General features: G+C 39.7%; 15 protein-coding genes and 1 pseudogene. 5 read left to right on the top strand and 11 right to left on the bottom strand.

Features of this window, described 5'->3' with window-relative positions:
* The first annotated feature begins 223 nt into the window (after window positions 1-223).
* Window positions 224-2,026 carry a PQQ-dependent sugar dehydrogenase gene (locus AC13EX_RS20610; protein ID WP_482894141.1) on the top strand — a complete coding sequence of 601 codons (1,803 nt, stop codon included), beginning with the start codon at window positions 224-226 and terminating at the stop codon, window positions 2,024-2,026.
* Between the two features lie 66 nt (window positions 2,027-2,092).
* Window positions 2,093-4,312 carry an outer membrane protein assembly factor BamB family protein gene (locus AC13EX_RS20605; protein ID WP_482894140.1) on the top strand — a complete coding sequence of 740 codons (2,220 nt, stop codon included), beginning with the start codon at window positions 2,093-2,095 and terminating at the stop codon, window positions 4,310-4,312.
* 193 nt (window positions 4,313-4,505) lie between these two features.
* Here the strand turns inward: AC13EX_RS20605 and AC13EX_RS20600 are convergent, their stop codons facing one another.
* The 9 genes from AC13EX_RS20600 to AC13EX_RS20560 all read right to left on the bottom strand — a co-directional run bounded on the left by AC13EX_RS20600 (window position 4,506) and on the right by AC13EX_RS20560 (window position 16,779).
* Complete coding sequence (locus AC13EX_RS20600; protein WP_482894139.1) at window positions 4,506-4,838, bottom strand: DUF2149 domain-containing protein; 333 nt, start codon at window positions 4,836-4,838, stop codon at window positions 4,506-4,508.
* Window positions 4,819-5,418: a MotA/TolQ/ExbB proton channel family protein gene (locus tag AC13EX_RS20595; protein ID WP_482894138.1), complete on the bottom strand. Its 600-nt coding sequence runs from the start codon at window positions 5,416-5,418 to the stop codon at window positions 4,819-4,821. The genes AC13EX_RS20600 and AC13EX_RS20595 overlap by 20 nt, the downstream gene beginning before the upstream one ends.
* Complete coding sequence (locus AC13EX_RS20590; protein ID WP_482894137.1) at window positions 5,406-6,098, bottom strand: hypothetical protein; 693 nt, start codon at window positions 6,096-6,098, stop codon at window positions 5,406-5,408. The genes AC13EX_RS20595 and AC13EX_RS20590 overlap by 13 nt, the downstream gene beginning before the upstream one ends.
* A 1-nt stretch (window position 6,099) precedes the next feature.
* Window positions 6,100-10,806 (bottom strand): cobaltochelatase subunit CobN, encoded by a 4,707-nt coding sequence (locus AC13EX_RS20585; RefSeq protein WP_482894136.1) that lies wholly within the window; start codon window positions 10,804-10,806, stop codon window positions 6,100-6,102.
* Window positions 10,807-10,861: 55 nt separating this feature from the next.
* Window positions 10,862-11,935, bottom strand: coding sequence for an HmuY family protein (locus AC13EX_RS20580; protein WP_482894135.1), 1,074 nt, complete (start codon window positions 11,933-11,935; stop codon window positions 10,862-10,864).
* A gap of 2 nt (window positions 11,936-11,937) precedes the next feature.
* On the bottom strand, window positions 11,938-14,259 hold the full coding sequence (locus AC13EX_RS20575; protein ID WP_482894134.1) for a TonB-dependent receptor: 2,322 nt from the start codon (window positions 14,257-14,259) through the stop codon (window positions 11,938-11,940).
* A 101-nt stretch (window positions 14,260-14,360) separates the two neighbouring features.
* Window positions 14,361-15,578 (bottom strand): GTP-binding protein, encoded by a 1,218-nt coding sequence (locus tag AC13EX_RS20570; RefSeq protein ID WP_482894133.1) that lies wholly within the window; start codon window positions 15,576-15,578, stop codon window positions 14,361-14,363.
* Window positions 15,562-15,942 carry a MerC domain-containing protein gene (locus AC13EX_RS20565; protein WP_482894132.1) on the bottom strand — a complete coding sequence of 127 codons (381 nt, stop codon included), beginning with the start codon at window positions 15,940-15,942 and terminating at the stop codon, window positions 15,562-15,564. The genes AC13EX_RS20570 and AC13EX_RS20565 overlap by 17 nt, the downstream gene beginning before the upstream one ends.
* A 471-nt stretch (window positions 15,943-16,413) precedes the next feature.
* Window positions 16,414-16,779, bottom strand: coding sequence for a hypothetical protein (locus tag AC13EX_RS20560; protein WP_482894131.1), 366 nt, complete (start codon window positions 16,777-16,779; stop codon window positions 16,414-16,416).
* A 164-nt stretch (window positions 16,780-16,943) separates the two neighbouring features.
* Between AC13EX_RS20560 and AC13EX_RS20555 the strand changes: the two genes are divergently transcribed.
* From AC13EX_RS20555 to AC13EX_RS20545, 3 genes are all read left to right on the top strand, one after another.
* Entirely contained in the window at window positions 16,944-17,495 is a 552-nt protein-coding gene (locus AC13EX_RS20555; RefSeq protein ID WP_482894130.1) for a DUF2911 domain-containing protein, read from the top strand.
* A gap of 3 nt (window positions 17,496-17,498) precedes the next feature.
* Window positions 17,499-18,620 (top strand): amidohydrolase family protein, encoded by a 1,122-nt coding sequence (locus AC13EX_RS20550; RefSeq protein ID WP_482894129.1) that lies wholly within the window; start codon window positions 17,499-17,501, stop codon window positions 18,618-18,620.
* Between the two features lie 429 nt (window positions 18,621-19,049).
* Window positions 19,050-19,595 carry a fasciclin domain-containing protein gene (locus tag AC13EX_RS20545; protein WP_482894128.1) on the top strand — a complete coding sequence of 182 codons (546 nt, stop codon included), beginning with the start codon at window positions 19,050-19,052 and terminating at the stop codon, window positions 19,593-19,595.
* Window positions 19,596-19,862: 267 nt separating this feature from the next.
* Here the strand turns inward: AC13EX_RS20545 and AC13EX_RS20540 are convergent.
* Window positions 19,863-20,408 (bottom strand): annotated as a pseudogene (locus tag AC13EX_RS20540) (DUF6992 family protein).
* A gap of 154 nt (window positions 20,409-20,562) precedes the next feature.
* Window positions 20,563-21,207, bottom strand: a complete 645-nt coding sequence (locus AC13EX_RS20535; protein ID WP_482894127.1) for a LolA family protein — start codon at window positions 21,205-21,207, stop codon at window positions 20,563-20,565.
* Between the last annotated feature and the right edge of the window lie 34 nt (window positions 21,208-21,241).

Genomic DNA, 21,241 nt, shown 5'->3' with positions numbered 1-21,241 from the left:
ATTTTTTTCAATTAAATCACTAATAAAATAGCCGGAGGATTTTCCAACAAAATAGAGTTGTCAATGCATTTTAACAAGGTGAAATCCACTACTGGAACGACTAAAATCTCCATCCCCCATAAAAGATTGTATAAAAATGGCAAGACTGATGCCGATTTTTAGGTTCAGTAAGGTTAAATTACCCCTTCAAAATGCTAACAACCTTTTAAAGACTAAACAAACCATGTCCCGCTTACAAAGATTACCCAAATTAGTTTATACGAATTTTTCCACTTGCTATAGGCATTGGAATTACATCATCTTCATCGTTTTACTAATCAGCTTTTCTTGTGAAAATAAGCAAGATAAATTGCCTGCTGGTGACCTAGATAATGGTGGATTAATCATTCCGGGGGGATTTGAAGCCTTGGTGGTCATCGACAGTGTGGGGCCAACGCGTCATATCACAGTCAACGACAATGGGGACATTTATGCTAAACTTCGCTTTTCCAGGGACAAACAGGGAGGCACCATTGGACTTCGAGACCTCGATGGGGATGGAAAAGCAGATTCCGTAGTCCGCTTCGGTGACTATGAAAGTGTAGGCGGTTCTGCTGTCGGGGTTACCATACATAATGGCTATCTTTATACCAGTACTGTAAATCAGGTTTTAAGAAATAAACTAAGTCCTGGGGAATTAGTACCCAGCAGCAGAACGGAAATTATTCTCACAGATACGCATCCCAATGTTGCCAGAAATTGGCACACCACTAAACCTGCAGCTTTTGACGGGAAAGGAAATATGTATATCCCATTCGGGTCTCCTTCTGATGCAGGACAAGATATTGAGGTATATGGACCAACGGGTACTCCTGAAGGAAAGGGCTTGGACCCCAGTCCGGAACGCGAGATGAATGCAGGCGTCTGGAAGTTTGACGCTAATAAGGAGGGGCAATTCCAATCAGACGGTGTTAAATATGCCACCGGCCTACGTAGCATTGTCGGCATGACCTGGAGTCCACTGGATGACCAACTTTATGGAGTAGTCAATGGAATAGACAATTTTCACACCCTCTATCCAAAGCTTTATTCCTCCTGGCAGGCAGCAGTACTACCATCTGAAAAATTGGTGAAAATAACCGATGGAGCTGATTTTGGTTGGCCATACGCCTATTATGATCAGTTACAAGCCAAAAATGTCTTATCGCCCGGATACGGTGGTGATGGCAAGATCATCGGCAGAGCAGCCGATTTTGATAATCCAGTGGTTGGGTTTCCTGGTCATTGGGCCCCAATGGATTTGCATTTTTACCAAGGAAGCCAATTTCCAGAAAGATACAAGCAAGGTGTATTCATTGCTTTTCACGGTTCCACGGATCGATCTCCCTATCCACAAGCTGGATTCATCGTCTGCTTTGTTCCTTTAGAGGATGGGATAGCTGGTGATTGGGAAGTCTTTGCAGATGGGTTTGCCGGAATAGATACAGTAGAAAACACTGGTGATGCCAAGTACAGGCCTATGGGATTGGCCGAAGGCCCAGATGGCTCCCTTTATATATCCGATTCAAACAAAGGAAAAATTTGGAGGGTCATGTACAAGGGGAACAAAAAGGTATTTGGAGAAAAGCAATTGGATGAAATGAACCAATTGACCACGAACAAAACCTATATCAAAACACCGGTAGAGGGAGTTGACAATTTGGATAAAGGCTCATTGCTTGAAGGAGGAATCCTTTACAATACTTATTGTGCTACCTGCCATCAAAGAAATGGGCAAGGAGACAACAACAGGTTTCCTCCCCTAGCCCAATCTGAGCGCGTTGTTGGGGATCCTGAAATACTTGTTGAATCAATTCTAAACGGCATTCAAGGCGAGATTACTGTTCGGGGAAAAGCATTCAATGGGTATATGCCACCACACGCCAATATCCTGGATGATCTTGCGGTAGCTTCTATAACCACTTATATTCGAAGCAGGTGGGGAAATAAAGCCAGTGCCATCACTCCAAGTGAAGTGACCAAAATCAGGGCAAAAGTGGTAAAGTAACCTAGAAAACCCTCCTCAATCGTAATATTATTGATTTACAAGTTGTTCATGCTATTTAACTGTAATATGAAAGATATCATCTTAAAAAAGGCCAAAAAACAAAGAGGCTTGTTAACCTATGGAATGATACTCTGTATCCCCCTTCTATTAGGGAATGGAAGCTGTTCCGAAAAGCAGGATATCTATTCCAATTGGGGAATTTACAAAGCAGACGGGGAAAGCACTAGCTATTCTCCTCTTGATCAAATCAACAAGGAAAACGTATCTAAACTTGCTCTGGCATGGGTTTTTGAACCGAATGATACCATTGCAGGGGCCAGACCACAAAATAGCGAAAGCAACCCGATTATTATTGAAGATGTACTATACACCACCTCTGCCCGCGGACGGCTATTCGCAGTAGATGCAGGAACAGGCGCATTGAAGTGGAGTTTTGACCCTTTTAACGGGGAACGAGGAGGTGGAATCAAACGGGGAGTAACGTACTGGGAGGACGGTTTGGACAAACGCATTCTGTTTACCGGGGGCGATAAACTTTTTGCCATTGATGCATCCACCGGAATGCCAATCCCTGAATTTGGAAACGTAGGTAAGGTGGACTTAAACGAAGGCATGCGTGGCGATCCAGATAAAATCTCGGTAATACCCACTTCACCAGGAATTATTTTCGAAGATTTGTTGATTTTGGGTACAGAGGTTTCCGAGCTTTATGGTGCAGAACCAGGTCACATAAGGGCTTATAATGTGCGTACAGGAGAATTAACCTGGACTTTCCACACTATCCCTTTGCCAGGCGAAGTGGGTTATGAATCATGGCCAAAGGATGCATGGAAGTATGCTGGAGGTGCCAACAGTTGGGGAGGATTTAGTTTGGATGCATCTCGGGGAGTGGTCTATTTTTCTACAGGATCCCCTGCCTACGATTATTATGGTGCAGACCGCAAAGGAATGAACCTATTTGGCAACTCTGTAGTAGCGGTGAATGCCCGAACCGGAGCGTACATCTGGCACTTTCAAACTGTACATCACGACCTATGGGATTATGATTTGCCTGCGCCACCAAACCTGGTTACGGTAGAACACGAAGGTCGAAAAATTGATGCTGTAGCCCAAACTTCCAAAGTAGGATTTATTTATTTATTGGATAGAGAAACGGGGGAACCATTGTTTCCCATTGAAGAAAGACCTGTTCCCCCCTCGGATATACCTGGCGAAGAGGCTTGGCCAACCCAGCCTTTTCCGCTAAAACCCGCTCCCTATGCCAGGCAATATTTAGACGAATCTGACCTAGCACATTACTCTCCTGAATCTCGGGATTCTCTGATACAGGTATTTCGCTCTCTTCGCTATGAAGGGATTTTCACTCCGCCTTCCGTAAAGGGAACCTTGCAGTTTCCCGGTTCACGCGGAGGATCAAGCTGGGGAGGTGCTGCCTTCGATGCGGCTACTGGTCTCCTTTATGTGAGGTCAAATGATTCACCAGAAATCATGCGCATGAAAAAAGTGGAGCCTGAAAATGCCATCACCAACCTATCCGTTTTCAAACAGGGAGAGTCGATCTATTCCACTTATTGTGTTAGCTGTCATGGGCGGGACAAAAATGGAGACGAACAGGGTAATCCTTCCCTGGTTGGATTAAAAGGCAGAATTAGTGAAGGAGATGTGCTAACCAAAATTAAACAAGGAGGAGGTAAAATGCCAAGCTTTTCCAGTGTCATTAATGACAAAGCAAAGGAAGAAGCTATTCTGGCCTACCTCTTCGAGAATAAAAGTATAGGAAGCCCGCAGCAGGAAAAATCTTTGTTGGATGAAATCAATAACAATCAAAATGCATCTATAGAGACCCAAGCCGTAGAAGGACTAAATCGATACCTGAACCTTACCGCTTATGGATATTTCAGGGACTCAAAAGGAAGACCGGGAATTAAACCTCCCTGGAGTTTGCTTCATGCTATCAATTTAAATACAGGTGAATATGCCTGGAGCGTGCCATTAGGAAATAAGCCTGAGTTGCAGGAAGGGATGCAGGAGACTGGCGATACGGGTTCCGCCGGACCCACGGTTACCGCAGGCGGACTGGTTTTTATAGCTGGCACTCGAGACAATAAATTTAGGGCCTTTGACAAGGATACAGGAGAAAAGCACTGGGAAATTGATTTACCGGGATTTGCCAATGCCAACCCAAGTACCTATAAAGTAAATGGCAAGCAATACATAGTACTTTCTGTGGGAGGGAATTCGGAAAATACGGCCGGATCGGTAATGGCGTTTTCATTGCCGGATTAATGCCCCTCAATAAACCTTTGTAGGCCTATCCGTTTAATTGAAATTAAAGGGTTACAAAGTAAATTGGGTGGTATTTTTGCTTTTTTTTCTGCAAGAATACCACCCAATTCTCTATCTCAATAGGTTTCAAGACTTTTAAAGAAATTGTAGTGTAGGGATAAAAAGTTTATTGGTTTTCTACTAGAAAAAACTTTCACTCCGGTACATAAATAATTTCACCATTGTCTAATTCATAGGCTGTTCCTACTCTTTTGCCTTTATTTCCCTCACTCTTGGAATCCTTATTGGACTTGTAGCGGGTGATCTCCTCCCCTTTTTTGGTGATAATTTCCATGTTCTCTTTTCCCGGGTTTTTTACCATAGTAAAATCTTCCTGTGTAAATATTTCGGACATATTAAAGCGAGTAACCAAGGCCACCATCAGTGCTACAGCAAATACCATGGCAACGTCAAAAAGGTTGGCGACCAAGGAAACGAGATCATCGCCTGCTTTTTGATTTAAAAAACTATTTCTTCTCTGTCTCATTCTCTTCTGTGATTAGATCTGAAATATAAATGAGTTGGGATAGGTCTTTGGCAAACCAACGCTGTTTCACTTCAGTTAGCAGAAAGCCAATAGCCCCTACGATTAGTCCTACAACTGTTGTAGAAAAAGCTACTTGCATGTTTTCTGCCATGGAGGCAATATCACCGGAAGCCAAACCTACCAAAGCAGGTCCCATAGGTATTAATGTCCCCATTAAACCTAATACAGGTCCCAACTTGGACATGGTCTTTGTTGTCCACAATTGTTTGGTCATCTCCAACTCAAAATCTGCTAAGGTTTTTTCACGGTTTACCGCAGAATGCCTTGAGGCAAGCAGGTTTTTTAAATAGACAAATTGACGTAATTTACCTTCAGGAATGACTTTCCCCTCAAGACTTGTAGTCGCTACTTCATTGATAAAAGGAGTCAATGTATTAAAGGCCTTTAATCGAGCAACATAGTCTCCATAAAATCCACCGAGGGCAAGCAAGGATTTTAAAAACAAAAAGAGCAAAACGACGATTACCGGAAGCATGAGTCCGGTAGAAATCCAGTACAATAGTTTATTTAGTATTTCCATTTATTTTTTATTTGTTCTCCTAAACGGGACCATATCCAGCCCAGAAAGACCATTAAAGTGGCCGAGGCTAAAACGATCAGAAAGGAAGTTAAATCATAATTGTTTTGTTGGGGTTTATAAGGCAAATCCTGGCAGAATATGGTGATGATGATGCTGCCGAGAATTTGCCCAAAGCTTAAGATATAGCGCAATTCCAACCTAAGATAATGCTCAGGAAGAATGGATTTTATTGTAATAGGAACCGCTATAAAACAAGCTATCAAACCAAGGGAGAAATAGATGGCCAATGTTTCAAAGTCAATTCCTGAAAAGAAATAGAAACTGACCATTTGGGTATGCAACACCGCTGAAATCCAAAAAAGACCGGGAAAATAGCTTGCATATTTTAGGTATCTGTTTACCGGCTGACCAAAATGTCTTTTTAATATCGATAAGTCGATGCCGATAAACAGCAACGATTCCATTACCTGAATAACTGCTAAATTCTGCATAATTATAGGGTTTTGCATCCATGTATTCAATTGCTCTTTACTTTGGGCAACCGTCCATGGGTACAGGAGATAAGCAATTAATCCTATAGCAAATGCCACAAGCAAAATCCCTGGTGTTTTCCATTGACTAATCTGAAATAGGACGTTTAGCAAAGCCAATGCAAAAAGCAACTGAAGGACTAAATCCATTTTAATCTTGTTTTCTTCTTTTGATAATCAATGCCATAAATACCAGGAATATTAGTCCAATAAGTCCGTATACAATTAAGGTTCTGTCTTCATTTAAGGATTCTTCTTCTGCACGTTCAGCGATTGTTTCTTTTTCCATTACCATTCCCTCTTCCATCTCCTGAGCTGTTTTCACCGATTGTAGAGCGGCTTCATATTCAGCCGTGTCTTCTTTCGAAAGGCTTTCTGTGATGAAGGCCTGTAAGGCTTCATTATTACATACAAATCCACTGCATCCGGCTTTGTATTCGCTGATCAACTCGGTATGGAGCCTAATGAGTGATTCAAGTTGCTCTTCGGAAGCATTCCAATATCCTTTTCGAATGGTTTCTAGCATCACAGCCGTCATTTCTTGTAAAGCATAGGGGTTTTCACGTTCAAAAAAGTCTTGTACGTTCAATTCCAACTCGTCCTTGATATATACGTCATGAAGATTGTTCCAAAGGGCATCGTCAACGTCTGCGGGCTTCATCACATTCCATCCGTAAGTATTCCGAAATGTTTCTGCAAATGTCTCTGCAGAACTTGCTCCTCCTTTCATGTATTCCCTTATGTACTTGGGATTGAGAAGCGTAGATCTTGCTTCTACCCAAATGGCTTCCTTTAAACCTTGAACTTTTGCCTTTGAAGGGTTCCTGAAATCGTTAAAATAAGCATCTGGGTCATTTCCGGTTACAGACCTGACGGCCATACTTAAACCTCCCATAAATTCATACACATGGTCTAGGCTAAGGCCTCCCCATGTATTGCTTTCCCGAGGTTGCACCACCACGTCTGTATTTTGTAAAGCAGCTTCAAAAACCCCTTTCTGAAAGGCACCCCAATTTTCTCCTTCATCGTAAATGGCACCCATATTGTTAATATAGGTATCTGCAACTTGCTGCTCGTCATCCCAAACATTGCCCTGTTCTACCATTCCCATGATATTGGTGCCATAGTTACCATTCACGCCACCAAATACCCGTTGTGTTGACCATTCGCGTGCTTGTTTTGGAGACATGCCTTTCTCTTTCATGACTTGCTCTGCAGCGAGCACACCTGCTTTCACGTAGTTTTGTTCGGAGTCTTCCGCTCCAGCTGCCATTTTTACCGCTTTATTGATCAGAAACATTCTTGAAGCAGCCAAATCACGAAACTGGCCTGAGGTCTGAACAATAACATCAATTCTGGGCCTTCCGAGTTCTTCCAAAGGAATCAATCGAATATCAACCACCCGTTTGAAGGGATCCCTCACTGGCTCAACACCTAATAAATAAAATATTTGTGCGACCATGGCTCCCTCAGTATCGATGAAATCTCCTGACCAGAGTGTAAAGCTTACTTTTTGTGGAAATTTACCATGCTTTTCCTGATGCGCCTCCAACAAGGTTTTGGCTAATCCAACACCTAGGTTCCAGACTTCAGGGGAAGGTGTTTTTTCCGCATCAATGGAAAATAAATTGCGCCCCGTGGGAACGGTTGAAGGGTTGGTTATAGGATCCCCTCCGGGAGAGGGAGCAATATAGCCACCCTTTAAACCTGTAAGGATTGCTTGTAATTCAGCACTTGTACTTTCTGTAAGCTCCTTATGGTAGTTTCCAACCGAACGAACAGCCTGTTCAATATTCAATACTGCCCTGGCATATTCTTCTTCATGCCTATCCCTTGCCAAAAGCTCCAATTCCAGCTTGTCCATTGTACCCCTTAGATTGTCTTCAAAGTCTGCTTGGGACCAGTATGAAATCAATTCTTCCGGCTTTTTCTCTTTTATCAGTTGCCAATTTTCTAAGTAAGTTTTCAACTGTATCAGATGGGTTTGAAGCACGTTACGAGATGATTTTTTTAATTCATAGGTTTTGGTAACTAGCTTCAATGAATTGATGTAATCCTTTTTCGTTAGCTGAGCAATACGATCATTATCAGCACGCTCCTTTTCTATGGCTACCTGTTCGGCAAGTCCATCGTCTTGAAGAAGTTCAAAGGTCAATTGCCTTAGTTCTTCTTTTTGCATCAATTTGAGCAAAGCATAGACCTCCTCTTTTTGCCCTATCTCCAAAGCTTTTGCCATAGCAGGTATTGCCTTAGCTATTGTTTTGGCTTTTTCCAGACTTTGTGGATCCAGTATGGAAGAACTTTGCTTAAACTGTTTGTCGGAAGTTAAATTCATGATGAAATCTACCCGATCCGGATGCGGCGAAATGGCTATTACCAAGCGCTGAAGCTCTTTCATCTCTTTTTCAGTAGGCCCTTTTGCATCACTTTTCCCTTTATATCCAGGATTTCCTTTGCTGGTTTTTTCGTCCACCATACTTATAAAATCCTTCACAATGTCAGCATCAGACATACCTTGGTTTCCGTTTTTCCAGGCCTTTGCTAAAGCCAAATCACTTGGTTTAACCAAGCTTGCCAAAACCTCGTCCACCTCATGATTATTGCGCAATTTAGCTATTACAGCTTTTGCGCGTTTGCGGTAGTTTTGGTCAAAAAACAACTGATTATCAAGTTGTTTTTGGCTTACTTTACCATTTAGCTTGTCTAAAAAGGACAAACTATAAGCAATTGGATCCAGGGCCATCAATTCTGTGGTATTGTCCAATTGTTCAGTGGTATAGCTTTTACCAATGGTGTACAATCCACCAGTGACTTTGGAATTTCGCACCTCCTCTATATGATTTGAAAGTTGGAAAATGCCTTCATCATCAAAATCATCAATACTGTCCAATCCCAGATCAGTATGCAGATCGAGGGCAATGGCTAAATCACTAATTGAAGCTCTGTATTGTTCCCTTACGGGTCCTTTAGCCCCTACAAAGGCACTGAGTTTGTCTCCTAATTGCTTGAGATCTCCCCTAACCTCCGATTCCATAAAAGGCGGAGTAAGGTAACTTAAGGTAGTTGCATAGCTCCTTCTTTTGGCAATAATCCCTTCACCTACATTGCTAATTGTGTATACATAAAAATGAGGAGTCACGCCAATTAGAACATCTGTCCAGTCAAATCCGGATAAAGCAACCTGTTTACCGGGAGTAAATTCCAAACTACCGTGTGTGCCCCAATGGATGATCGCATCTGCTTGAAATGCATTGCGTGTCCATAGGTAGGAAGCAATATATGGATGCGGAGGAGGGCTGTCTGTTCCATGAACGATTTGGAAGGTATCTTCTCCTAATCCAGCCAAGGGTTGAGGTAACAGTACAATATTTCCAAACTGTAATTTTGCTATAGCAAGGTACTCATTGTCCCCATTACGGCTTGAAAGGTATTCTCCTGGTGCTTCTCCATATTTTTGCTTTACTGCCTGGTAACTTTCTGTTTTTAGGTCTTTTGCCACCCACTGCTCATAAAGCGATTTTTCTACCAATGCGGGGTTTCCATTTTTTAGAAAATCATCAATGGCCCCTTTTGCATAGGGGCCGAGCACCGAACCTTGGGTTTTAATCATTTCCCAAAGCTCATCGGCTGATTCAGGCAGATTTTCTACTGTATAGCCTTCTTCTTTAAGTTTGACAAGGGCATTGTAGATCGAGGGAACTACCTCCATATTTGCGGCAACCATCGCGTTTAGTCCAGGGCCCTTAAAGTAATAAATGGCTACTTTTTTATCCTTGTTTAATTTTTCTCTTAAGGCCAGCCATTTTTCTACCATATCACCAAATTTTTCAAGCCTATCAGGAATGGCTTGAAAGGATAAAAAGCCCATTTCATCTTCATATTGAGCTATAATTGCATATGGATTTATGCCTCCATCCAATTCAGGCAATACCACACTCATGGAAAGTAATCCACCTTCAAAACCCTGTGGGTCATCCACCCATTCTTCATATGGCTGAAAAACACTCAAAGGAGTGAGCAAAGGGATATTCTTTTCCTTGAGCCAAGAGATGGCTTCTTTTTCCTGACCCAATGTGAGTCTTCCATGCGGCATCAAAATGACGATATCCGGATTTACTTCTTTCAGGAAATCTAATCTTTTGGTAGCAGCACTGATGGTAAAAACATTCAAGTTTCTACTTTCCATCATTCGGATTAAATCATCAATGTGTTCTCTATTGGCATTGAAGGGTCCCGGAACGCTTGTGAGCAGGGCTACCTTTGGTTGCTCAATTTTAATTGCTCCTATTTCAGTGAGGTATTGATGGTACTTTCCAAAATCTTCGAAAACAACGTATTCATCCAGGTGAATGAATACATCTCGAGGAATAGGTTTTGGGGCTTCAGGATCATCTACAAACCAGGTTTTACCATCCATTTCTTTGCGCACATAGGACAAAAGATTGGAATAGTTAGAAGTACCTCCATATTTAAAATAATCCGTTACCTTATCCAAGACATCTCCTTTTAGATTGGTTACATCCACATTTGGGTTCGTAGCGGATTCCACAAATAGGTTTACTCCGGCATAGCCGGCAGCTTTAAGCTGTTCCATCTTTTCAGGGGACATCTGGAATCCTCGACCAAATATAAATACTGCCGAATAGTCCCGAACTTTGTCTAGTTCGTTCATTCCAAGTACATCAATTTTAATCCAGCTGTTTTTATTTGACCTACTTATTCGGGAGAGTTGAAACTCCTGGTAGTTGATAAAGGCTATTTTAGTTGTACTTACCTTTTTATCATACATCCTGTATCCTGTGTAGGTCAAAATGGCTAATACAATGGCAAATAATATTTTCTTGAGTAGTGGTTTCATTGGTGATGAAGTTAAGCCCCAATAGCTAGGCTATCAGGGCCAATTGAAACTTGTCTTATTCTTCTAAGCGGGCATACTCAAAAGTTGGATTGCCATTTTCTGCATTGTCACCTCCTTTATAGGCCAGAAAACGGACTTTATAGTAGTTCCCATCCTGATCCTTTATCAAATAAGTGATGAAATCATAGACCTTGTATACACCGGAGCTATGGGGTGTTAAAATATTTAACCAGGATCTTCCCATCGCATCTCCAGCGTTCGAGCTTCCAAGGGAGTGATAGTCACTTAGCCTAAGCTGCTCATAATTGCTGTCCTCAATGGTTTTTAGATTTTTTTCTGATGTAGGGTCATCATTCTGCTCCAGATCAGCAAAAGGATCATCCACAGCCAATTCCACTCCATTGTAATGGTTTATAATTGCTGTTGTGGACAAACGATATACATCACAATTGATTCCCGGTAGTGCTCCCGGACCCAAAGCAGCACAAGGAGCTCCTGTTCTAAGAGAAACACCTGTAAGAACAAAGTCCCAATTATCAGGCTCTACGGTAACAATTTGTTTAGAAATTAAAGAATAAAAGGTAAAGTCTCCCTCATCAAAAACAATGGTGTCAGTTACTAAATCTGATCCATCTAAATTGGCATATTGGATAGAAAGTTCGGTTGAGGTATGCGCTGTAATCATTAATTTTTTCTTACCCAAACTGTTGCCATTTTGGTCTATGCCCAAATCTAAGATATAAGGGACATTGTGCTCCCAGCCGGCCAATGCCGTTTTTGATAAATCACTATCTTCAGCATCATAAACATATACCAGGCCTTGATCAGATGTCACTTCATCAAATGATTCTTCGGAAGGTACGGTTACGGCAACTTTTTTGGCTGAGTTTGTTCTTATGGCCACTCCATCGTTTTCAAAAGCCAGTTCCCAGGTATTGACCGCAACTTTGGTTATCAAAGCTTCGGATAAATTGACATAAACCTGTGTTGAAAGATCAGAACCCATAGATGCGGTAAGAGTTGCTCCCAATTCAATGGTTTTAAAATCAGCATCTGGTTCATCTTCCACACAATTGGTAAAGGATAGGCTAGTCAAAATAGCCAAAGATAATAATTGTAAAGACTTCATTTTTAATTGATTAAATAGTTGATTTTAATAAATATTGTGCGGCCCCAACTAATGGGGTAAAAGGCTTCTCGTCCCGTTTGGAGAACCAGTCCTTTGGATCCTTCTCCAGACAAGCCGATATCAGTAACATCAAATAGGTTTTTAGCTCCCAAGGTGGAGAATACCCGTCCGTTTAAGAAGGGCTTTGAAAGGCTTAAATCCATGGTGTGGTAAGTGTCCAAAGTAAGCACTCCTATACTGCCATCCTGGTTGCGAGAGAATTCAGATATTGCGCCATTGTACTTGTAAAACAGATTAATTTTGGTATCCCATTTTTTCAGGTAGTGGCTTGCATATACATTGGCTTCAATGCTATTGTAAAATCGATCGTTTGCCTCGCTTCCTGAACGAGCAAGTAATCCCAAACCTGGATTCAAGCGAAAGCCATTGGACCAAGCCATCTCTGCAGTTAGGTTAATGCCATGAGATTTGAAATTGGGTATGTTTTCATAAACCCTGGCCACGGGAACGGTTTTGGGAACTTCATCAGGTAGATCCTCTCTGTCTGCTATTTGAATAAGGTCAATTTTATTGTCTATTTTGGAAAAAAATAGCGAAGTGGTAAATGAAGTCTTTGCACCCAGAAAATCTTTTCTTATGGTTCCTGAGGCGTTGAGATTGCTGCCCACTTCAGGCTTTAGGTCTTTGTTTCCAACGATATAATGGTTGGCATCAATAAATTCATAATACAATTCACGAACGGAAGGTGTCCGGTATCCTTGACCATAAGAAAATCGAAAATCAAGATTTTCTCCACCTTTGTACATTACATTCAGGGAAGGAAGCAAAGGAAGGCGGGCATTTAAAAAATCAATTTCTCGGGTATCGTAACTATTGCTATAAGTATAACGAAATGAAGGTTGTATTTTAAACTTTGGACTCAATGGAATTTCTAAGGCAGAAAACAAGCCATATTCATTGACGTTCCCTTTGGCATTGGCACTTATCCTTCCTCCTGTGGCATAATTTAAAGAAGCTTCATAACCTGTAGTGAGATAAAGCCCTTGTTTATTTTCAGTATTTCCATAAACATAAGTTCCTCTAAAAGTCCATGTATCAAAGCGAGTAGTATCATGGTCTTCTGCATCGGTACTTAACCATTTTATGTTGTCAATAATATCCTGAAGGTATTTTCGGCTGGATTGTTCAAATAAAGAAACTCCGTTTACCAGGTTAAGATAACCCTTATCAGAGAGTTTTCCTTCCAGCACCAAGGAAGCATTCAGCCGTTCGGTATTGTTATAATTATCATTGGCAATGTCTGATATTTTATTGGTTCTGTTGTTAAAGGCAGGTGTGGCATTACCATGGCTTGTGGAATTTTGCCATAATTTGTCCACTGCTGATGTCAGATTAAGCCCTTTAACATTGGTTTTCACTTTTACATTTGCAAGGTATTGGGTTCTTGGAATCCAATTTTCTTTTCGTTCTCCTGTTGAAGAGAAACCATTGAATTGGTTCCTTGATCCCCCTATACTTATGGAAGTATTTTTCCAACCTTTAGCCAGGCTAAGATCTGTATTGTATTGCCCTACACTTTCATAATAAACACTACTGTTTATATTCAAGGTTTCTTCCGTAGGGTCTTTAGTGATTACATTAATGGTACCGGCCAGTGCATTGGTGCCATATTGAACGGAAAGGGGGCCTTCCACAATTTCGACCCTTTCCACATTGTTCATATTGATCTGACTAAGGTCAAATTCACCGCCGGATCCATTCACAAGAGGTATACCATCTATCAGAATCTTAACATTGGGGCCGGAGATGCCTTGCATTACAATCCGTGTTCCTAGTACGTCATCCTGAATTGTTTTGAGGTTTAACTGGGTTTGCAATACATCACTTAGATTAACCGCTCCCCTGGCTTCTATCAAAGCAGCATCAAACTTTCTCACCTGATAGAGTGAATTCTTCATGGTGGTTGGGGAAAAGGCTCCTGTCACCACCACTTCATTTAAGCCAAGTAAATCTTCTTCCAGGGATATGATAATTTCAGATCCTGGTTTTACAATTCTATTTACTTCAATGAAACCCAGATAATTGATATTGATTTCAGTCCTTTTTAATAATGGCAAGACAGCAGTTCCCGCAGCATCGGTTACCCATCCTTTAGGAGATTCCTGATCAGTAAGTTGAATGGTGGCACCAATTATAGGCAATTGATCACTTGCTGAAATCACTTTTATCGAAGTCGGTGTTCCCTGACCAAGAAGGTCTGGGGGAGCCAAATGGGCGAACAGCAACAAGCTGTATAACACTCTAATAGTAAAGATTTTAATCATACTTTGTTAAATTAATTTGTTTGGTGGTTAATATTATATCCGGCTTAATGTCTGCATCATTTATTGGTATTGTAAAAGCCTACTGTTGGTGATTTGTAGCCTCATATAGGCCAGTTATCTGTATTTTGAACATTCGACTTCATTTCGGCTATCTCCAAATCGGTTAGCAGGCAATTGTCCAAGTCAGTGGTAATTTGTGTGATGTCTAATTCCTGTCCGATAAAGACAAGTTCAATCAGTCGATCTCCCCATTTACGGTCCCATTTTTCCCGGATAAAAGCTTGATTCTCTATAAACATTGGATTTGATTCTCTCTCTAAGGTTGGGAGCGCAGCCCACCACCTGCCATATATTTCAGCTTTGAGTGAGCCTCCTGCCTGACTCCACAAAATGGCTTGATCGGGACGAGAACTCATCCAAAAAATACCTTTGCTTCGAATAATATTGGCTGGAAAATCTTCTCCGATATAATCAAGAAATCGTTGGGGATGAAAGGGCTTGGCCTTTCTATACACAAAAGAACCTATACCATATTCTTCCGTTTCAGGCTGGTGCGTAATTCCTTCTTTTGCAAGGTCCAGTTCCACTTGCCAGCCTGCAGCCTGTTCCGCAGACTCATAGTCAAAGAGCCCAGTATTAAGGATTTCTTTTGGAGGTATTTTTCCAAATGTTGTTCGGATAATTTTGGCTGATGGATTAAGTTTATGCAGCGCATGTTCCAACAATCCCAATTGACTTTCTTCTACGAGGTCTGTCTTATTTATAACCAACACATTCGCAAATTCTACCTGATCGGTTAGCAGGTTAACAATAGACCTAGTATCCTCATCATCATCTGTCATTTCTCGCTGATAGATGGTTTCTGCACTACCAAAATCTTTAAAAAAATTAAAGGCATCTACCACCGTAACCATGGTATCCAGCTGGCTAAATGCCGTAAGGTCCAATAGGTCTTCACCACTGGCAAAAGAAAATGTTTGCGCTACCGGAATAGGCTCAGAAATACCAGTACTTTCGATAAGCAAATAGTCAAACTTATTCATCTTTGCCAGTTTTTCTACCTCAATCATCAGGTCTTCTCGCAGTGTACAGCAAATGCAGCCATTGCTCATTTCCACCAATTTTTCTTCTGTTCTGGAAAGTTTGGTTCCATTTGCTATGATTTTCTCGTCAATATTTACTTCGCTCATGTCATTGACGATAACGGCTACTTTCAACCCATCTCTATTATTTAGTATATGGTTAAGCAAGGTGGTCTTTCCTGAACCAAGGAAGCCACTAAGCACTGTTACTGGTATTTTTTTATACTGATTTGACATGTTTGGCTTTTTTTCTAAAATTGAAATAATGGGTTCCAATGATCATCACAGTTCCGATGATTATTGCTAAGGATTTTAACCAAATATTGGTAAATGCATCACCTACCTCCAGTACAATAAATCCTAGAAGGAATAATCCTATTAACTCGTAGTTTTTGTGAATTATTAAAGTGGGAAGCAGGGCAATGACACCAATCAGTATAATTGCTAGAGACATTAAATTATCTACTTTATGGTGCAGCAGAAGGTAGCTTAATTCACTGATACCAAGAGAAATTAAGAAAACAGTAACAAGGCAATGGATACCACAGCAGAAAGACAAACAGATACCTAGTTTATCTATCCAAAGGTTTTTATTTATCATTTTTTGAGAAAATGTTTAACGACTTCATACATGTTTTTAACTGGAAGGCTGTCTCTAGTATGATCACATTAAAAGCTAATTGATTGATTTAGGAATAGGATTGGGTGGATATTCCAAATAAAATAAGAGGTCAATACACATCGACTTACCCTAGTTTTGTGCCTAGGAGGGCATAGTTATTCATTGTTTTAACCCAGAATATATAATAGAATTTCTCCGCCCTGCCAATAGTCAGGGGTGATAGCCTTTCCCCAGATTAGGGGAAGTATTGCAATCGTTAGAAATTCAGGCTGTTTGGAGATTTTAGCATTGCAACCCTATTGTGAAATTGAAAACAGCAACGATTGGGTATTTTGAAGCGATTTCAGGACGTAATAGATTGTCTATTTTAAGTAAGAACACTTCTTAAAACCAAGACCCAAGCATTTATTATATGAGTAAATTGATGGCTTCGGAGAAAAATAGAATGCCCTATCCTAAAAAAGCCATTGATATAGAAGGAGGTCCACGAAGACAATTAAAATAGCCAGCTATACTAATTAAATTAGTAGTATCAACTGAAAAAATTGGGGGATTTGGTAATTCAAGAGCCTGAAAATAGGTGGTGAAAATAACAGCCGTTTGGTGATCATATAAATCACATAGAGAACAATCTACCGAAGATTCAATTTGTATTGTATCTTCTCTATCCTTTAATGAATAATGTTTGTGACCATACGAAAACATACCAAATAGTAGCGGTAGCGCAATAAAATAGGCTGCCAGGTATTTGGAAACGATATGGTTGTTGATTTTCACATCAGTAAAAGTAGGATAAATTTTAATTTTATGCAACATTATTGCATAAATAAAAATAAAAAAAATGTTTTATCAATTGGTTTATAGGCTTTATGTAAAGTGAAAGGATTTATTTTAAACCGAACATGAATATCCCTCGGAATATTTTGATTCAAGCTTTTGCAATATTTATTTCGTAAATTCAAATTCTAAAAACCGCAATTATGAAAAAGAATATTTTAATTGGAGTCGGAGTTATATTTATACTCTTTGTTGTCTGGGTTGTTTATGGCTTATTTATTGCAACTCCTGTTAGTCCACCAAGCACTACGGCATATAGCGAAGGTGGTTTGGAAATCACCATTGATTATAGTCAACCTTCAAAAAAAGGCAGACTTATATTTGGTGAGGAAGCGGATGATGCACTTCAACCTTACGGGAAATACTGGAGGCTAGGCGCCAACGCTGCTACCGAAATCACTTTTAACAAGGACGTTACCTTTGGAGGTAAGCCTGTAAAAGCAGGGACATACAGCATGTATGCTGTTCCTGGAGCGGATGCCTTTAAAGTGACCTTAAACAGTGAAACAAATATTTTCTTTGGTGTGGCAGAGCCTGATCATGAATTGGATGTGGTGACGGTCGATGCCCCAGTGCAAAAAACTCCTTCAGAAGTGGAGACCTTTACCATAGACGTTGTTACATCAGAAAACGGTGCTACCATCAATTATAGCTGGGATCAAACGCTATTTACCGTACCTGTAGCCCTACAATAACCAATGGCCTCCTCTAAAAAGAAATGGGTTTTACTACCCCTATCCATTTTGATTTTCTTGGGTATTGCCTATTGGTTGATAGGTAAAATCCAATACCGGAATAACGTAATGGATGTAGAAGAATATGAACCCATTTCTACACTTAAAGTACAAGAACACCTACTGACCAAAGCCAAATTCCCATTTATTGACGTTCACAATCATCAGATCACCATGCCCATTCAAAACCTGGACGATTTGGTAGAGGAAATGGATGAATTGAATATGGCGGTTATGGTCAATTTAAGTGGTTTTAGAGGGAAATACCTGGAATGGTCGCTGGACAATGTCAATGAAAAGTACAGCGATCGATTCACTCTTTTTATGAACATCGATTTTGAAAAAGTGGATGATGAAGCTTGGCCCAATGAAACCCTAGAGATGATGGAAAAGGCTGTGGAGTTGGGTGTAAAAGGCTTGAAAGTATATAAAAGTTTAGGCCTCACAGATAAGGACAAGGCAGGAAATAGAATTAAAGTTGACGATCCACGATTGGACCCTATCTGGGCAAAATGTGGGGAGTTGGGCATCCCCGTTTTGATACATACTGGTGAACCTGCAGCATTTTGGTTGCCTAAAGACAAGAATAATGAACGCTGGCTGGAACTCAAACAATACCCCAGCAGGTACAAAGACCCGGAAAAGAACCCTTCTTTTGAGGAAGTCATGGCCGAGCAGCACAATGTCTTTAGGAAACACCCTAATACCAAGTTTATTTCTGCCCATCTGGGTTGGTTTGGCAATGACCTTGAGCGATTGGGGAATTTGCTAGATGAAATGCCCAATATGTATACGGAATTAGGCGCTGTTTTAGCCGAATTGGGCAGGCAACCTGTAACTGCGCGGGCTTGGTTGATTGATTACCAAGACAGGGTGTTAATGGGAAAAGACAGCTATAAAAAAGAAGAGTACTACACCTATTTCAGGGTACTGGAGACCAGCGATGAGTATTTCGATTATTACAGAAAACGACATGCCCATTGGAAAATGTACGGTCTGGCCCTCCCTGACTCCGTCCTACAAAAAATCTATTACAAAAACGCCTTACAATTGATACCGGGAATTGACGAATCTTTGTTTGAGTAAAAAGACAAATAATTTAGTTTTTAAAAATTAAGTTGATTGCACCAATTGCCAGATTTTTAACAATGCAGTTCTTTTTATTAATCGCAAAGTCATCTATTTTAAGTCCAACTAGATTATACAATAATTTATTGAAAGAATTTCTATTTGTATTTACAAGTTATATAAATAATTAGCTTAATCGTTACCCTAGTATGTAAGAAAGAACATAGCTATTATAATGAATGATTCATTATATGGAAAAAATTCCGTTTTAAATGATGGTTATTTTTTAAGCACAAAATTGGTATACCCTCTCCTCTTTCTCCTCCATTATTTGTAAAAAAAATGTTGATAATTAGATAGTTAGGTTCAAAGTACTTCAATAATATTTGAACAAGTTGTTAGCACAGTGGTTATACTGTTAAATTAAGTCAACTAATACCAATAACTATGAAAAAATCAAATTATTTATTCGTCGTGAGTTTATTTTTAATGCTCAATTTAAATGTTGGAGCTACTGTAATTAATGATCCGGAAAGTAATGACCCAATAGCAAAAGAGATACAAGTTTCGGCTGAAGTGGCTAAAGACATTGTAGGGTTAGCAATAGAAACTGAGTCGCTATCTACGTTAGTAGCTGCATTAAAAGCCGCTGATTTGGTTTCCATTTTGCAAGGTGATGGACCTTTTACCGTCTTTGCCCCCACCGATGAGGCATTTGCTGCTTTACCCGAAGGGACTTTAGAAAATCTATTAAAACCTGAGAATAAGGATCAGTTAGTAGGTATTTTAACTTACCATGTGGTAGCAGGAAAAGTAATGTCAACAGACCTTTCTGATGGAATGATGGCTGAAACGGTTAACGGAGCCAAAATAACCTTTACGACTGCTGATGGAGCTAAAGTGAATGGATCAAATGTTGTCACTGCAGATGTGGAAGCAACCAATGGAGTAGTGCACATTATTGATTCCGTTATTTTGCCTCCTTCAGAATAAAAATTCCCTACTAGTAAAATTTAAAAAGCCCCTATTTGGGGCTTTTTTTATACCTATATCGTCTTATTTTCTAAACCAGAGGTCTAGAAAATTGACTTAAAATTAGTTAATTCATCGTTTTGATAGAAAGAATTATCCTTAAAACTTAAAGTCACCTTTTAATGTTGAGTTTTAAATCTTAAATTTTTTGCAATAAAGAAATCAGGGGATGTAAACAAATTAAACTTTAAATTTTTCATACTGGTCTAAATCCTGATGGATGGATTGTCAGTTTTTTATCAAAGTAAATAGTTTTGCACCATGTTTCTTTTGCACGAGAAAATAACCTACGTCAAAGAAAAAAAGAAATCCTCCCTGCAGCAATAATGATTCACCATAACCTTGAAAGCGGTCGGTTTTATCATTCGTGTTTTTTGCCTTTTCCTTTAAGTAAAAACCAGTAGCAATATAGGCCAGATCTAGCCCCGCTTTAAAAACAAGGGCTTTTTCCATTTTGTGCTGTGATTCAATAATTTGACTATTGGTCATATTATTTGAATCTATTTTAATCGATTTGTATTAGCCTAAACCTGCTATAGCCAAATTAATCCCATTCCAATAGACATTCATTTGATGAAAATACCGAGTACTTCCAGAGGTAGAATTGGCCATAATGGGACTCAATACAATATTGGATACTGCCCATGATCCGAGTACCAATATCCCTTTTTTGTTCAATCTTATTCGATCCTTAATAAAACGATCAAGATTTTGAGTATTGAGGATGTTAAGACTTGTAATAATAAGAAAAATCAGAATAGTATATTTTTTCATTTTTATTAAACCCACCAGCTTAAACAATGGTTTTATTGGTGTAATTAAACTTTTTCACCGGTATCTTCAACTATATTCAATTAAGACTGTCTGATTTTAGAAAATGAGCTTATTTTTTTAGTATCCTGATTAAATTAAAAACCTTAATAAAATGTCATCTTTCATCATAAATATCTCCCTGAAAGTTGTCTGTATCAAAAACAAATGTACTTTCCGGAAGTCCCAGATCTGTTTTGATGTTTGTATAGGCGTAAGTAGTAATGGTTTGTTTTTTGTTGACAAGGACAACTTTCTCCTGGATTTTTGAAGTTTCATTGATCCATAGCCTGACCTGATGATACTCCAGTTCCGGATTGGAAAATTGAAGATAAACTTGATCATAAGTTACTCCATTTACCGATTTTTTACCTTCATATATCGACTTGGTCGCCGTTTCATACATTGGAGAAAAAATGAGGTCAAAATTAAAGCTTTCTTCCGGATCATAATTCATAATGGTAACTTCTGAATTTTCCTCACCGGGTAAATGTATCCACAGATACTTACCATCACTGTATATTTCCTGGTCCTCCATAATTACCACAAATTTACCTTTGGCATAATGAAATTTTCCATTTTTAGAGACCCGGGTTGGATTAGTCTTGACTTCAATGCTGTAGGTAAAATCTGCAGAAAAATCACTTATTCGTTCCAATTTGGCTTTTGATTCTTCAAGAATTTCAGTCACAGATCTCTCCTGTGTGAATCCAGGAAGCCAGCCAATAAAGAGAATCAAAAGGCCAAAGATATTTTTTTTCATGATTATATCGATTGCATTGTTGCTACAAGCTACA

This window comes from Cyclobacterium sp. L-R (assembly GCF_056859355.1).
This window is presented reverse-complemented; position numbering and strand designations above follow the sequence as displayed.